The sequence below is a fragment of the Desulfobacca acetoxidans DSM 11109 genome (assembly GCF_000195295.1).
Lineage (GTDB): Bacteria > Desulfobacterota > Desulfobaccia > Desulfobaccales > Desulfobaccaceae > Desulfobacca > Desulfobacca acetoxidans.
The window spans coordinates 1,953,512-1,969,382 of the sequence record NC_015388.1; the positions used below are offsets into that span (position 1 = coordinate 1,953,512).

Annotated in this window: 14 protein-coding genes; 8 read left to right on the forward strand and 6 right to left on the reverse strand. The window is 54.9% G+C overall.

The features are described from left to right. Positions 1-15: 15 nt before the first annotated feature. The 8 genes from DESAC_RS08710 to DESAC_RS08750 all read left to right on the forward strand — a co-directional run bounded on the left by DESAC_RS08710 (position 16) and on the right by DESAC_RS08750 (position 10,161). A complete protein-coding gene (locus DESAC_RS08710) occupies positions 16-1,311 on the forward strand; it encodes a hemolysin family protein (RefSeq protein ID WP_013706699.1) in 1,296 nt (431 codons plus the stop codon). Continuing rightward, a complete protein-coding gene (locus DESAC_RS15265) occupies positions 1,308-2,561 on the forward strand; it encodes a hemolysin family protein (protein ID WP_013706700.1) in 1,254 nt (417 codons plus the stop codon). Before DESAC_RS08710 ends, DESAC_RS15265 begins: the two co-directional genes overlap by 4 nt. Then, positions 2,533-3,711, forward strand: coding sequence for a nickel pincer cofactor biosynthesis protein LarC (gene larC, locus DESAC_RS08725; RefSeq protein WP_013706701.1), 1,179 nt, complete (start codon positions 2,533-2,535; stop codon positions 3,709-3,711). Before DESAC_RS15265 ends, larC begins: the two co-directional genes overlap by 29 nt. Positions 3,712-4,116: 405 nt before the next feature. After that, positions 4,117-6,267 (forward strand): TonB-dependent receptor plug domain-containing protein, encoded by a 2,151-nt coding sequence (locus DESAC_RS08730; protein WP_013706702.1) that lies wholly within the window; start codon positions 4,117-4,119, stop codon positions 6,265-6,267. Positions 6,268-6,381: 114 nt separating this feature from the next. Next, positions 6,382-6,993, forward strand: a complete 612-nt coding sequence (locus tag DESAC_RS08735; protein WP_013706703.1) for a flavin reductase family protein — start codon at positions 6,382-6,384, stop codon at positions 6,991-6,993. A 37-nt stretch (positions 6,994-7,030) separates the two neighbouring features. Continuing rightward, positions 7,031-7,918 (forward strand): SAM-dependent methyltransferase, encoded by an 888-nt coding sequence (locus DESAC_RS08740; protein WP_013706704.1) that lies wholly within the window; start codon positions 7,031-7,033, stop codon positions 7,916-7,918. Positions 7,919-7,989: 71 nt separating this feature from the next. After that, a complete protein-coding gene (locus DESAC_RS08745) occupies positions 7,990-8,751 on the forward strand; it encodes a DUF4198 domain-containing protein (protein WP_013706705.1) in 762 nt (253 codons plus the stop codon). A gap of 3 nt (positions 8,752-8,754) precedes the next feature. Next, on the forward strand, positions 8,755-10,161 hold the full coding sequence (locus DESAC_RS08750; RefSeq protein WP_013706706.1) for an APC family permease: 1,407 nt from the start codon (positions 8,755-8,757) through the stop codon (positions 10,159-10,161). 489 nt (positions 10,162-10,650) lie between these two features. Here DESAC_RS08750 and DESAC_RS08760 read toward each other — a convergent pair whose 3' ends face one another. From DESAC_RS08760 to DESAC_RS08785, 6 genes are all read right to left on the reverse strand, one after another. Continuing rightward, positions 10,651-11,361 carry a YkgJ family cysteine cluster protein gene (locus DESAC_RS08760; protein WP_013706707.1) on the reverse strand — a complete coding sequence of 237 codons (711 nt, stop codon included), beginning with the start codon at positions 11,359-11,361 and terminating at the stop codon, positions 10,651-10,653. 142 nt (positions 11,362-11,503) lie between these two features. Continuing rightward, on the reverse strand, positions 11,504-12,076 hold the full coding sequence (locus DESAC_RS08765) for a flavin reductase family protein (RefSeq protein ID WP_013706708.1): 573 nt from the start codon (positions 12,074-12,076) through the stop codon (positions 11,504-11,506). A 44-nt stretch (positions 12,077-12,120) separates the two neighbouring features. Beyond that, positions 12,121-12,555 carry a hypothetical protein gene (locus DESAC_RS08770; protein WP_013706709.1) on the reverse strand — a complete coding sequence of 145 codons (435 nt, stop codon included), beginning with the start codon at positions 12,553-12,555 and terminating at the stop codon, positions 12,121-12,123. Positions 12,556-12,764: 209 nt separating this feature from the next. Then, a complete protein-coding gene (locus DESAC_RS08775) occupies positions 12,765-13,496 on the reverse strand; it encodes an SIR2 family NAD-dependent protein deacylase (RefSeq protein WP_013706710.1) in 732 nt (243 codons plus the stop codon). 68 nt (positions 13,497-13,564) lie between these two features. Further along, positions 13,565-13,774, reverse strand: a complete 210-nt coding sequence (locus DESAC_RS08780) for a hypothetical protein (RefSeq protein ID WP_013706711.1) — start codon at positions 13,772-13,774, stop codon at positions 13,565-13,567. Positions 13,775-13,785: 11 nt separating this feature from the next. Further along, positions 13,786-15,858 (reverse strand): acetate--CoA ligase family protein, encoded by a 2,073-nt coding sequence (locus DESAC_RS08785; protein WP_013706712.1) that lies wholly within the window; start codon positions 15,856-15,858, stop codon positions 13,786-13,788. Positions 15,859-15,871: the final 13 nt, after the last annotated feature.

Consider the following 15,871-nt stretch of genomic DNA (forward strand, 5'->3'; position numbering starts at 1 on the left):
GCGAAGGATCTATCCTTGCAAATCAACACCTTTGACCTTTATTCACCGACCTTGAATCAACAAATCTGGCTGAAATGGACCGCTCTGGCTCTTCTTTTAGGGTGTTATAGTTTCTTCGCTCTGGCGGAAACCTCCCTTTTCTCTTTAAGTCCTCTGGCCCGGATCAAACTTAAGAGCAAACATCCCCAGATTGGGGGAGTGATTGAACGCCTCCTGTCCCGCTCGCAGAGGCTGCTGACCACCATTATTATCGGTAATGAAGCGGCCGTAATTGTGGCTACCGTTCTGGCTACCTCATTATCTCTGAATATCTGGGGTGATAAGGGTAAATGGGTAGCGATGGGGTTGATGGCTCCCGCCCTGCTCTTGTTCGGCGAAATCATTCCCAAATCCCTTGCCTTGCGCCATCCGGAATTCTGGGCGCGGTTGATTGCCCGTCCTCTGACCCTGGTAATGCCACTCTTCACCCCGGTTCGGGTAGTACTGCTTACTCTCAGCCGGTCGCTGATGTCCTTCTTTGGGTTAAAACCTGCTCCCCCATCACATCTGGTCCGGGAAGACGACTTCCTCCGGATGGTCGAAGATAGCCATAAAGTCGGCCTGATCGCTCCAATGGAGCGGGAACTGATCGTCAACCTGATGAGTTTGGGCGAAACCACTGTCGGACAGATCATGGTACCCCGACCGGATATCTTTTATCTGCCCTTGAGCATGAAATTAGCGGAGCTGATCAAGGCCGTCAAACAGGCGCGTTTTTCCCGCGTACCAATATATGGCAATGATCCCGAGGATATAGTGGGCATCCTGCATGCCAAAGACCTGCTGAGCTTTGCACCCGAGGCCCCGGTCGACCAGGTCAGTTTAAAAAAACTTTTGCGGCCGGCCTATTATGTGCCTGAAAATAAACGGGCTTTTGATCTCTTGGGTGAATTGCAGACCCGGAAGATCCGTTTGGCTCTGGTGGTGGACGAATACGGCAGTCTGATCGGATTGGTGTCTGTAGAGGACATCCTGGAGGAACTTTTTGGAGAATTTGAGGAAGAATTCCAGCAGGCCGGTAAACTCCTGGAACAGTTGGCGCCCGGGGTCTACCTGATCAAGAGCAGGATGCCGTTGGACGATCTGAACCAGATTCTGGGTCTGACTCTGCCCATGGAAGAGTTTGACACCTTAGGAGGATTTGTCTTTAATCTCTTCGGCGAACTGCCCCATGAAGGCGACGCCATCGTTCATGACGGGATGAAGTTTGAAGTACTGCGCATGAAAGGTACCAGGATTTTGGAGCTCCTGCTTTCCCTGGAAACGTCATGATCATCTTACTGTACGTTACTATATTCCTCCTATTGCTCTTTCTGGAGGGTTTTTTCACCAGTTCCGAAATCGCTCTGGTCTCGGCTAATCACCGTCAATTGCAGCATCTGGCCGAAAATGGTCAACGCCAGGCCATCCTGGCCCAGAAACTGCTGCGGGCGCCGGAAAGACTCTTTGCCACCACCCTGTTAGGCTCTAATCTAGCGGAAACCGCCAATACCGTCCTCGTATCGGCTCTGTTGATTGATATATACGGTCGGACAGGAGAAGCAGCGGCGATGCTGACCCTGCCCCCCATAATACTGTTGTTTGCTGAGATCCTGCCCAAATCCATTGCTCGCCTACGACCTACCCGGATGGCGCAGAAGGTTAGTTTCTTCGTCTGGCTGGCCTCAATCCTGCTGGCGCCGATTACCTGGTTCTTTGCCTCCTTCAGTCGACTGGTACTACTGCTCACCGGTGCCCGGAGCACCAGTCTGGCCCCCTTTGTCACCCGTGAAGAACTTAAGATGGTGGTCAAAGCCAGCGGGGCCGAAGTCGATCTTGATACCGAAGAGAGAACTATTATCCACCGGATCCTCTATTTTAGCCAGACAACGGTCAAAGAGGTCATGATCCCGTTGATCGAAGTCCTGGCAATACCGGAAACCTATCTGATTTCCCAGGCCCTGGAAGAATTCCGTCGGGGCCGATTCTCCCGGTTGCCGGTCTATCGTCACCGCATCGACAATATTATCGGCATCTTGCATAGCTTCGATCTGCTGGGCGCAGAAAACCCTGCTTTCGGGATAAAAAAGCTGATCCGCCCGGCGCGTTTCGTCCCCGTGACAAAAAGAGCCGACCGCTTGCTGGTGGAGATGCAGCAGGAAGGTATTCACCTGGTAATCGTGGTAGATGAATATGGGGGTGCCGTAGGCATCGTTGCCCTGGAAGACCTGCTCGAAGAGGTCGTAGGCGACATTGCCGACGAATTTGACCAGGAAATAAGCCCCTTCCAAAAACTCCGGGACGGCGCCTATCTGATTAACGCCCGCATGGAGATAGAAGCCGTCAACGAAAATCTGGGGTTGAATCTGCCGCTGGGGAATTATCACACCCTGGGTGGTTTTCTGATCAAGCAGGTAGGAGACATCCCTCGCACCGGGGAGAGAATCCGCTACCGTAATCTGCTTTTCATCATTCGCCTAGCTGACCTGCGGGCTATTAAAGAGGTGGAGGTACATGTCGAAGCATCGAAAACAGCCAACTGACCGCATCCTTTATTTTGATTGTTTCTCAGGTCTTAGCGGCGATATGACGCTGGGGGCCTTTATTGACCTCGGACTCGAGCCGGAGAAGCTCTGGGAGGGTCTTCAGCAGTTAAAGCTGTCCGGTTATACTGCCCACTGCCATAAGGTTGCCAAACATCATCTTTCCGGAACCAAGGTCAGTTTTCAGATTACCGAGTCGCAACCCCACCGCACCTATCAGGATATAGTCGGGTTGATTGCCAAAGCGGCGCTGCCTCAAGAAGTTAAGGAACTCAGCTTAAGAATGTTCCAACTATTGGCCCAGGCCGAGGCTCAGGTACATCAACAGCCACTGACGCAGGTTCATTTTCACGAAATCGGCGCGGTCGATTCTATTTTGGATCTGGTGGGGACGGCCTTCGCGTATCATGCTTTGGGAATAACCCAGGTTTATGCCTCAGCTCTTCCCTGCGGTCAGGGTCTGGTTCGATGTGCCCATGGTCTGCTGCCCAACCCGGCGCCAGCCACCGTCCTGCTGCTCGAAGGCGCCCCGATGTATGGCGTGGACATACAGGCCGAGTTGGTGACGCCTACTGGCGCCGCCATTCTTAAAGGCCTGAACGCCAACTTCCAACCTCTACCTCCGATCGTTTTGGAAAAAGTGGGCTACGGTGCCGGAGACCGGGATCTGGCGACCCAGCCCAACCTGTTGCGTCTTATGCAAGGACGCCTCGCCGCCGCCGCAGCCTCCTCGGAGCGGGTTCTGGTGCTGGAAACCCATCTGGATGACATGATCCCCGAATGGTATGAACATCTGATGGCCACACTCTTCCAACTCGGAGCCTTGGACGTAGCCTATACGCCGCTGCAAATGAAAAAAAACCGTCCTGGCGTCGGACTTACGGTCATAGCTCCCTTAGAGACCCGGCAAGTTATGCTGGAGACCCTGTTTGATGAGTCTACTACCTTGGGAGTGAGAGTCTCGGAAATAGAACGGGTGACGGTGAAACGGTGGTTGGAGACTATCGACACCCCTTATGGACCCCTGCGAGTAAAGGTAGCCGACATCGGCGGCCGCCGCCGATTGTTGCCGGAATATGAGGCCTGCCGGGAACTGGCGAGGCAACACCACCTGCCACTGCTGGAGGTGTATCGCCTGATTCCGATGTGATTCTCATTCTACCAAAAGCAGCTACAAGCTATGGGGAAAACGCTATTATTTTCTTATTGGCCAGGAACCGGGAACGGTCTTAAAAAAACCTTGACAGCAGAGTGTAATGTAGTATATGAATTTTCGTAATGGAGTTTTGTAAAACTCTCTGAAGTCACAGAAGTATTTAAAATATTTTAAAAATCAGCCATGAAGGCCTGCTTTTCTCAAGAAGGGTCTTCGTGGTTTTTTTTGTGCAAAAATTTAAGAAATATTTCACAGTAAGGCGACAAAGCGACTTGCAGGAAGAAAAAAACGTTGTTCCGAGGACTGTACGGCCATCCATACAGCCTTGTCTTCTCAACAAATGCAGGGCTGTTTGCCAAAATATACGTCTGTCTATTGGAGGGATAAAGGAGAACAGAGGTGAAGAGAAAATGGTTTGGAACGTGGGGAGTCCTGATTCTTCTGCTTCTGCTTTTGGTGCAGCCGGTTCCGGGGGAGGAAGCCGGCGAAATAAAGCCGGAATCCGAGGTGAAGGAAGAGGCCGCTGCCAAGGTTGAGGAGGAGGCAAAATTACCCCAGATTGAGGTCTTGGCCCATAAGGAAAAGGCGGCCACCAGTACCGTGGTCACCAAAGAGGATATCAGCATCGGCCCTTATATGAACCTGCCGGGCTATCTCGAGGAACAGTCCGGGGTAGATATGAGCCGCCGGTCCTTCTTGGGGGTGCGCAGCCACCAGTTGTCCCTGCGGGGATTTGATGAATCCCGCTACCAGGTCTATCTCAACGGCCGCACCTTTAAAGGGGCCGGGGTTAAGGGCGGCTTCTATGTGGATTGGTCCACCCTTACGCCCCAGGACCTGGAGCGGCTGGAGATTATCCGCGGCGGCCTGTCGGCGGAATACGGCAATACCCTGGGCGGGGTCATCACCATCAACACCCAACGGGGTAGCAAGGAACCCAAGATTTACCTCGATTCTTATTGGGGCAGTTGGGATACCCAGAATTACCGACTGCTTCATACCGGCAGCAAAGGGCCGGTAGAATACGTTATCGGCATCAGTTATGGCAACACCGAGGGCTATCTCAGGAACAACTTTGTCCATGATCGGGTCAACTTCAACACCAGTTTGACCTATAACACCCCCTTTGATCTGAGTCTTACCGGTGCCGTGCGCTACATATCACAGAAAAACGGCTGGATCGTCTACAACCGGCCCGATTCCCCGTACTACAACCCCGATTATCCGCAGAGCGACTCGGACGGTCTCTACGGCCCGCCGGTCACCTACAGCGGCAATCCTCAAAACGGTTTTACCTTTGGCGACAACAGCTACTCCTATACCCAGCGGTGGGAGTGGGATTTCGAGGCGAAACAGAAGTTCTGGACTGGGGATGCCACCTTCCGTCTCTTCTATTTCCAGGCGACCCGCAACGACTTCTGGTATGCCATGAACAACCCGAGCCTGTTGATCGGCCAACGCGGTAGTTGGGATGAAGACAGTTGGGGCTGGAATTTTAAAATCCGCCAGCAGCCCGGGAAGGTCCGCCTGGGCTTCGGTCTGGAGGGCAATTATTTCGGCTACGGCGGCACCGACTATAGTGATTTAAACGCAGCTTATTATGCCACCCTGCCCACTGCCAGCTCCGGGCCGAGAGATGCTCAGAAACTGCATGGTGGTTTTGTCGATGCGGCGATGCCCTTCTGGAAATACTTTGAGCTGTATCTGGGGCTGCGGTACGACAACTATGACGCCGCTCCTACAGTCGGCGCCACCGGGAATATTGTTCCCACCCTGCGGGCAGATGCCCTGAGCCCCAAAAGCACTCTGACCATCCGGCCTACCGACACCACCGAGGGCTATCTGTCGGTCAACTTCAGCACCCGCTTTCCCACCTTGCCGGAATCATACTGGTTCAGTGCCGGCTATCAACCCGCGAATCGAATGGGCTACCTGTCGCCGGAGTTCGGTATGCAGTACGAGGCCGGTATACTCCAGCAGTTGCCCTGGTCCGCGTCGTTGCGGCTCAGAACCTATTACTATGATATGAATAATTACATCCGCACCGTTTTCGGTTACCGGCCCAGCCGGGTGGTGTATAACATCGACCTGGCAAAGCTCCGGGGGGTAGAGCTCGAAGGACTCCTGCCGCTGCCCTACAACCTGACCGCCTTTGCCAACTATACCTGGCAGCAGACCAGCACCAGCCCGGATCCCCTCGACGCCGACGTCCGGGAGTTGGTTGATCTGCCGGATCATAAGGTTAACTTGGGGATGCGCTACCGCGCATCGAATGAGGCCGAAGCCAAGGTCTACCTGCGGATAGTTTCTCATACCTACCAGCCCCAGCTAACTATAAAAAATCAAACCATCACCGGCATTTCCTATCTGCCTTTGAAAGGTTTTGCCACCCTCAATCTCGAAGGCCGCTATCCGGTGATGCAATACCAGGGCTATAAAGGGTTTCTTTATTTCGGCGTCGACAACCTGTTCAGCAATCATTATGAGGAAAGCTACGGGTATCCCATGCCAACCGCAACGGTCTACGGCGGTATCCAGCTGCGCTACTGAGACAGGGGATTGGTTGGCGGACTATCTCAAAAATCTTTGATTAATAATCGGACCACTCGGGGCGCGGTGCGCCGCGCCCCTTTTTTTCATTATACCTGAATGAGAGGTCAACGCATGATCATCAAACCTTTTAAACGGGAATCTCTGCTGCCGCTGCCGGTTGCCTTCATCTCCACTATCAGCGCCGACGGGGTCCGAAATATCGCCCCGTATTCCTGTATCATGCCAGTGCTGCGCCCCCTGGACCTGATCTGCCTGGCCTCAGCCTGGAAGCGGGATACCCTGAACAACATCCGTGCTACCGGGGAATTCGTCGTCAATCTGGCAGGGGCCGATCTGGCCGACAAAGTAATCCCCACCGCCCGTTTCAGCCCTCCCGAGGCGGATGAATTTATCCTGGCCGGTCTGTCGGCCAAACCATCGGTAGAAATTAAGGCCCCAGGGATCGAGGGCTGCTATGCCTGGATGGAGTGCCGGCTCTGGAAACTCTATGAGGAATCGCAATTTGTCCTGATTGTCGGGCAGGTAGTACACTGCGAGGTCGCCGATGCCGCCTGCCTGCCGGATGGTTCGATCAATCTGGAGACGGCCCGGCCCTTGATGATCACCGGCAGCAACCAGGGCATGAAGTTCTGCACCGCTTTTGATATCCACCGTTTTGAGCCATTCGGCGCCATGTTCCCGAATGGCAAAGATCCCCTGGCTGCCAAGTATACCGAAGAATAAAGCTGCGTATTTATTTGTTTGCGAAGGAGAATGATACATGTCGAAGCAAAAACTCAAGTTGGCGGCGATGATAGCCATCTTCCTCGTTGCCTGCGGCGCGATGCCGGGTTTGGCCGCTTCAGTAAGTCCCGGCAAATTCTATCTGGTCAGTACCGGCCCCGGCGACCCCAAGTACCTCACCCTTCAAGCTATTGAAGTCATCCAGAAGGCTGATCTGGTATTGTCCCACCCGGAGTCGGCAAAAAAACTGGCAAAGTACCTACAAGGCAAAAAGGTGGAAGACCCCTGGAAGGATCTTTGGATGCACCAGGGCAAAATCTGGATGAAGGACCTGCATACCTATAAACCTGAAGAACGCTCGGCGGTCATCGCCGAGAAGTCCCGCCAACGGGATGAATATGTCAAAAATCTCAAAGTTATGCTCGCTCAGGGGAAGAACATCGTCCTGCTTGACGGTGGCGACCCCACGGTCTACAGCCGGGGTTTCTGGCTGCTCGAGGGATTAAGCGATGACCAGTTCGAGATTGTCCCCGGTGTCGGCGCCATGACCGCTTCTTTTGCGGCCCTCAAGCGCGCCAGCACCGGTGCCGGAGCCCGGTTTGTGGCCCAGACCACCCCCTATGCCTTTTTTGGCAAGCAGGACCGCGACGACCTGGCCCGTGACCTCTCCCGCTATCCCGGAACACTGGTTTTCTACATGGGTATCTCAGAACTGGGCAATCTGGTAGAAACCTTAAAGAAATATAATCCACCGGATCTGCCCATCGGCGTGGTCTACTACGCCGGCTATCCGGAAAAAGAAAAAGTTGTCAAGGGGACCCTGAGTGATATTATGGCCAAGTTGGCGGATGAAAAAGAAAGATGGCTGGGGATGATTGTTGTCGGGCGGTGCCTGAGCGGTCCGCATTTTGTCCTGTCGGAATAACCACCACAAAAAATCGTAACAGTTCACCCTGTTCTTGAAACTTGAAACTCAATACCAAAGTGAGGTAAGCTATGAAAAGGTCGTTAATTCTTTTTTCCCTGGCCCTCGTCTTGGCCCTGCCCGTCCCGGCGCAAGCCCATTTTTTCTGGCTGATGCCTGACCAGACCACGGTTGAGATCGGTAAACCCCTCCAGGTGGAGGTCGGTTTCGGACATAAATTTCCTAAAGACGAAGAGATCAAAGCCGAACGTCTCCAATCCGTCAAGGTCATAGGTCCTGACGGCAAAGAGCTGCCGTTGACCAAAATCTCTACAGTCCGCTATGAATTCGTCCCCCCGGCGGCGGGTTTTTACCTGGTTTCGGCCCAGATGAAGCCAGGATTTGTCTGCCGCACTCCCCAGGGGATGAAAATGCAGACAAAGAAAGAACTTCCCGATGCCGAATTCTGCTTCCATTTTGACATGGCCTGTAAAACACTGGTTGATGTCGGCAAACAATCCCAAGGCTACCACCAGAGCGCCAAGAGCGTCCTCGAGGTGATGCCGCTGCAAGCCCCCAACACCTTGAAAGCCGGGGGAGAGTTTCCCGTGAAAGTCCTCTTTCAAGGCAAGCCCTTGCCTGGAGCCGAAATAACGGTAACCCACACCCAGTGGCCCGATCCCAAAAAACAATTTGCAGTGGTGGGGAAGACCGATGCTCAAGGTGAGTTCCGCCTGAAATTGGATAAACCCGGCCGCTGGCTGGTTATCGCCGGTCATAAAACACCCTATCCCGATAAAACAGAGTGCGATGAGAATATGTATCGGGCCAGTCTCAGTTTTGAGGTAAAATAAGGCATGAGCGGCATCGGGCAGACAAATGCCAACGATACCACCGTGGTTCAGGGCCGGCTGGAAAAGATCGGCCTGCCCTCGGCCACTATCCTGGTCGTGGCGAATATGGTGGGGACAGGTATCTTCACCACCTCCGGATTTATTATTAAGGATTTGCAGAATCCCTGGGCCATGCTGAGCTGCTGGGTCTTGGGGGGGCTGTTTGCCCTGGCCGGGGCCCTGTGCTACGGAGAACTCGGATCCCGCTATCCTCGGGCGGGTGGGGAGTATGTCTTTTTACGGGAGAGCTTTGGCGAGCTGGCCGGCTTCCTCTCGGGGTGGATCTCCCTGCTGGTGGGCTTCTCCGCCCCGATTGCCGCTGCCTCGATGGCCTTTGCGGCGTACTTCCTGGCGGGCCTGAACGGCGGCCCCACCTCGGAATATATCTGGACCATCCGGGGGATAAAGGTTTTGACCTTTTCACCGCTTACTTTGATTGCCTCCGCAGTTATCCTGGCCTTCACCCTGATCCACCGCCATAGCCTGTCACTCGGCAGCCGCGTACAGAACGTCTTGACGTTGTTTAAGATCAGTCTCATTTTCGGATTTGTCATCCTGGGACTCTTCTGGGGTCGGGGTTCGCTGGAGCACTTCGGCCAACCCCCGGATGTCCGCATATTCTTTTCCGGCGAATTTGCTATCTCCCTGATCTTTATCTCCTTCGCCTACAGCGGCTGGAATGCGGCGGCCTACATAGGCGGCGAGATCTCCCGGCCGGCCCATAACATTCCCCGGGCCCTTATCATCGGCACCCTCCTGGTCGCCATCCTCTACTTCTTTCTCAATGTTACCTTCCTCTACGGACTTCCCCCTCATGAGATGAGCGGGGTTTTGGAGGTGGGAGAAAAAGCCGCCCTGGCTCTCTTCGGCCACCGGGTCAGCCAGATTTTTTCTGCGGCCATTGCCTTGAGCCTTCTGTCCCTGATCAGCGCCATGATGCTGACCGGTCCCCGAGTCTATTTAGCCATGGCTCAAGATGGCCTGTTTTTTCCCAGCATCGGCAGACTTGGCACCCGGCGCCAGACCCCCGGCAACGCCATCGCCCTGCAGGCCACCCTGGCAATCATCCTGGTGCTGACGGCCTCGTTCGAACACCTCCTGCTTTTCATCGGCTTTACCCTATCCGTCTTTGCCATGTTGACCGTCGGCGGCTTGATGGTTCTCAGGCATCGGCAGCCGAGAAAAGACCTGCCGTATCAAACACTAGGCTATCCTCTCACCGCCGTTGTCTTTATTCTTGGCAATATCTGGATCATCCTTTTTACCATCTTCAGCAGACCCATGGCCGCCCTCACCGGCCTCGGCGCCGTACTGGCGGGACTTGCAGTCTATGCCTTTTTTAAATGGCGGCGGTCACCGGTGACTGTCTAAGGGAATCAAATCTGTATAAATTCTGAAAAAAACCCGCCATTAAGTATAGAGCGATGGTCAAAGGTTCTCATGTTCTCAGAAACACAACGAAATATGAAAAAATGACGGTTGGCCTGTGCATCAGCCTGCAGGCTGGAAAGCCTGCACCACCTTCTTCCATATAAATTGGCATGTTCTGCTGATCACAACCAAACATGGAATCAGAACCGTGGCGGCTGCTCACAATAGTGCTTTTTCTGCTCACCACCCGCTTTTTTCATATAAATTTTTTCTCATCGACCATGTTAAACAAAAAACGGCGGCCATGGGCCGCCCTATCCCATTATCGATAATCTATCGGCAATTTACTCATAGGGCGGGCCGCGCCCGCCGTTTTTAAGAGCACTGTTTTTATAAAAGTTCTGACCGATTGAGGGTGGCTATCGTAGGGGCGGATCCGAGACCATCACTGTAGTGGCGAACCTGGTGTTTGCCCCTCGGTGTTCGCCATCATTTACGGGCTTGACCCGTCCGGAATACCTGCCCTCCCAACAACCATGCTTCTGCCAAATCCGGTTGGGAAAAGTAGTCCTGGAGAGCCTGGGACAGGTCCAGGGGGCCGGTCTGGTATCCGAGCGTACGGCAGCCATCAATAAGACCCCGGCTCAAAGAGAGAAAAATACTGTGGCGGTGCCGATAAAACTCTACCCGGTTGACTTTGGGATCGGTCAATTCCTGTCGGCAGGCGGCCGCATCCAAAGAGTGCATTGCCCGGCACATCAGCGGCCGCACCTCGTAGACCGAACAATTGTCATCGAGCAGGAGAGGGCAGGGGAGTTCACGGCGTCTGGCGGCAACCTGTATCTTGGTCATGCCAGCTCGCTTGTCCAGGGATTGAGCGGCCAGTTCGAGGAGATTGGATAGATATGCTGGAGAACACCGCTGGGCGAGATGACCGCCCAACAGAATGGCCTCCGGGGGGGTCAGTTCGACCTGATTATGACAGCAGCAAGAACAGCCGGGTTGGCAGGCAAGCTGCCGTGGCAAGGAGGTATTGGCCTCCACCGCCTCAATGAAAAAATCGCCCCACTCAAAGGCAGTCCGGGCAATCTCGTAAATCCGGTCAACAGATGCCTCCTCTTCGAAGAGGCCGATCACTATTTGAGCGAAGCTGTGCGCCAGTTCTTGATCAAGAAAATGATCCTGAGCGCCCCGGAACATGAGCGTCGCTCCCTTGCCAGTGGTTCGGAATTCAGAACCCGCAGCTCAAAACTAAATTAGCCGGTACCCTAACAATTCGATCTTAAGCAGAGCTTCTATCCGTAGGGGCGAACCCGGTGTTCGCCCTCAGGCCTGTTTCCCTCTACTTCATCAGGTCCTTACCGATGGCAAAGGCCGGAGCCAGGAAGGGGCCGATGCTGTAGTAGCTCATGCTGTCCATGGCGAAGCTGAAAGGTTTAATCTTCGTAATATCGGGAATGCCTTTATCTGTCAGACAATCCTCCTCCACTTTAATGTCCTGAATCTCACCGACAAATAGGGTATGGAGACCGATCTCCACAATGTGGGTCACCTTGCACTCCAAAACCATGGGGAATTCCTTGACAAACGGGGCATCAACCACCTCGCTGGCCACCGGCGTCAGTCCGGCGACGGCGAACTTATCGACGTCCCGACCGGAGGCGAGGCCGGCGTAATCGGCTTCCTTGACCCGTGATTCCGGGGGAATACTAATAGTGAAGGCCTGCCGGGCCTTGAGATTGCCGTAGGTATAGGTGGCCTGCCTCAGGCAGATCGTAACGCTGGGTGGTTTGGAACAGCAGATGCCGCCCCAGGCTACCGCACAAATATTGGGCTTCTTGTTGTCATCATAGGTTCCGACGATAAAAACCGGCATCGGATACAGGAAGGTCCTAGCGCCAATGGATTTTTTCATAGATAGCCTCCAAGCATATAGGTTAAATGGGGTGCTGTTATGTACTAAGGTTTTTCTAAGACCTCTCGGAAGTATTGCAGTTCGCGCTGAAAAGCCTGCTTCTCCTGCAGCAGCAGACGGCCCTGATCATCTTTCTGCAACTGTCGGGCGTTCAGTTTATCCAGGGCGGCCAGGTAGGCAACACATTCCTCACTATAGGCCTTGGCCTTGTCCAACCATGTTTTCCTGTCGGTGGCGGACAGGTGCGAGTCTTGTTTGATTTTGACCAAAGAGGCGGTATTGCTCCGTAACTCCTTGATATTTGCTTTAAGTTCCTCTACGGCCTGATGCCAATCCGCCGTTTGGGGGGGAGTCGTCCGGCTGTTTTCGCTTTGACCGGCATCGGCATCTAGTGTGCCTCCAACCGAAAGAAAACACAAGATAAAAAACCAAAAAATGACCTGCCGTATTCTATCGAGTATCCAAAATGTAATGTCCATGACCTGTCAGCCACTCACCAACCACAGTAATCATTTATCAGTAGCAGAGGTTTTCTAACCTGTGCAGTAACTTTTCAGCTGTCTAAGAGGTTAAAAACCTCGATTTTTCGATAATTGCCCTTACCTGTGGGTTACCCGTGAACCATTAGAATTGGCGCCGGAGCATTCGAGAAGGCGGGATGCACTCTGTTTCCCCGCCCCCCAACACTTTATTCCCCTTGCAGCAACTGCGGCAGCAGTTCGCCCGCCTTGCCCTGCCAGGAGAAGTCATACAGATCAGATTGAGGAGTGGGTTCCAGGTTGATCTCGACCACCAGGGCGCCGCGATGTTTGGCGACGGCCCCCATTGAGGCGGCAGGCTGTACCAATCCGGAGGTGCCGATGACGAGCAGCATCTCGCAGGTGTGCAGGGCGGCATATGCCTGGTCCAGAACCACCGGATCCAGCATCTCGCCGAACCAAACCACGTGGGGCCGCAGCAGCCTGCCGCAGGCGTCGCATTTTGGCAAAGGCGGCAGGTCCGTCCGGCGGTCTTCCAAAATCAAGCCGCAGCCGGTACAGCGCAGATACCAGATGTTGCCGTGAAGTTCGATAATACGCCGGCTGCCGGCCATTTGATGCAGGCCGTCAATATTTTGGGTAATGACAGTGAAGTTGGGGAGCCGCCGTTCCAACTCGGCCAGGGTTGTATGGGCCGGGTTAGGCCGCACCGGCCCCAGCAGCCGGCGCCGCCATTGATAGAATTCCCATACCAGGCGGGGATCGCGTCCAAAGGCTTCGGGAGTGGCCAGATCTACGGCCCGGTAATGCTGCCAGAGGCCATCCTGCCCTCGGAACGTCGGCACGCCGGATTCGGCCGAAATGCCGGCCCCGGTCAGAGCCACTGCATGCTGACTGCCAAACAGCTTGGTTTTAAGGAGTTCGATATCTGTTTCGGTCAACGGTCCCCTCTCCCTCAGACATGGATTCTATCTGTAGGGGCGAATCTTGTATTCGCCCCAGACAACTTTCAGCAATTTTTGGCCTGCCGTTGCTCCTGGCAGCGTCTTTTGGCCTCTTTGCGACAGAGCTCCCAGATGACACACCCCTGGCGGAATTTGCAGTAGGCGCAAGGGTCGGTGCAGGCCTGGCAGTTGTCCAGACACTCCTGACAATAGTAATAACCCATTTTCTGGCAGTGAATGTGCGCCTCCCGGTCAGGGTGAAAACGGCAAAACATACGATAATCCTCTAATTCTGGCGCCAAACCAGGCGGGCGTCTACGGCCCAGCACCCCTCCGGAGTTGCCATGAGGGGATTGATGTCCAGCTCTCGGAGGGTCGGATGGGCCACCGCCAGATTGGAGAGATGGACCAGGGTTTGGGCCAATTCATCTATCGCCGCCGGCGGCGCTCCCCGATAACCGGTCAGCAGTGGATAAGACCGCAGTGAAGCCAACATCTCACGCGCCTGGGCCAGGTTAACCGGCGCCAGGGTCTTGACCACATCTCCCCACAGTTCGGTATGGACGCCGCCATAGCCGGCGACGATGACCGGGCCAAAAGTGGAGTCGGCTTTGATCCCTAAGAGGAGCTCGCGACCGGATAGTTGTTTTTGCACCAAGATGCCCACCGGGCCGGAAAAGGGGAGGGCACTCAGATATTGCAGCCGCTCAAAGCCCGCCCGAACCGCCTCCTCGGTCATCAGGTTCAAGATGACTCCGCCGCGGTCGGATTTATGGAGCCATTCCGGAGCAATAATCTTCAATACCACCGGATAGCCGGAAGAAGCCGCTGCGGCCGCAGCCTCTTCCGGGGTATGGGTTAATCGGCCGGAAACAACGGGAATCTGATAGGCGGCCAGAAATTCCAATGCCGCCTGACCCAACAGGAGTGGTTCCGTGGGAGCCGGGGGGTTGGTCTTGGCAACCAGACGCCAGCTTTCCGTCGGCCGCTTTAGCGCCTGATAGCGGCGATAGAGTTGACCCAAAGCATGAGCTGCCTGCTCTACCGAAAAATAGCCGGCAACGCCCGGAACCGGGTCTAAATTGCGGCGGACAACTTCCCGGCCATCGCCGTACAGCGAAACTACCAGGGGTTTATTAAATCTTTCCAGATGGAGATCGGCAAAGAAAGCGGGCGATGCAATGATATTGCTGTGCAAAGGGGAGCTCAATGCCGGTAACATGCAAATGATGCCGTCGATGTTCGGATCAGCCAAAAAGCCGGACAGGGTTTGCTGGGCAAGTTTAAGATAGTCGCCGGTCAGCATCCCGATGGGCCAGAGATCGACCGGGTTGTGGAGAATGTGCCAGTACGGGCCCTGTGGCTGCACGATGTTGCGGATGTTCTCCGGCAGGGGGCCGGAGACCAGATCTTCCCGACTGAGGGCGTCGAGGGCGATGATCCCCAGGGCGCCGCTTGGGGTGGCGATGCCGATACGCCGACCACGTAAGAGGGGAAGCTTACGGAAAGCCTGCAGGGTATCTTGCAGATCAAGGGCGCTGTGTACCCGACTAAGGCCTGCCCTGGCCACCGCAGCGCTAAATATCTGATCCTCTCCCACCATGGAACCGGTATGAGAGAGAGCCGCCTGCGCCCCGGAGGCGCTGACGCCGGTTTTAAAGATAACCACGGGTTTGCTGCGGTTTATGCGGTCGGCGGTCTCCAGAAAACGGCGCCCTTGGATGAGACCCTCTATGTGCAGCGCGATAATCCGGGTTTGAGGATCTTGTTCCAGATATTCCAGGACCTCCACAAACCCGAGGTCAGCCGCGTTGCCGATATCCACCGCCTTCCCCAGGGGGCCGAGGAAGGATTCCGAACCGACTTGCAGCGCCCCGCTCTGGGCCACCAGGGAGACCGGCGCCGGGTCCGGACTGCGGGGCAGGTCCACAAACGCCGTAGTAAAGCCATTGAAGGCATTCATCACGCCCATGGTGTTTGGCCCGATAATGCGAGCCTGGCAATGCCGGGCGGCAGTTACTAGTGCCTCCTGCAGCCGTTTTCCCTCGCGGTCGGCGTCAGCGAACCCCTGGGTAATGATTATCAACCAGCGGATGCCTTTGGCAAAACACTCCTCCGCTACCGGCAAAACGCGGTCCCGGCCGACAGCAATGACGGCCAGGTCCGGAACCTCGGGGATATCGGCAAGACGCTGATAAACTTTCTGTCCCAGAATTTCTCCGGCATGTGGATGGACTACGTATACGGCCCCCCGGTAGCCGAAGCGCTGCAGCATCTCCAGACCATTATAGGCCCCGACGCCGGTCTGGCGAGAGACGCCGATGAGAACTACGGCTTTGGGATCGAAGACTTCTTGCATAACCCGTTCTTCC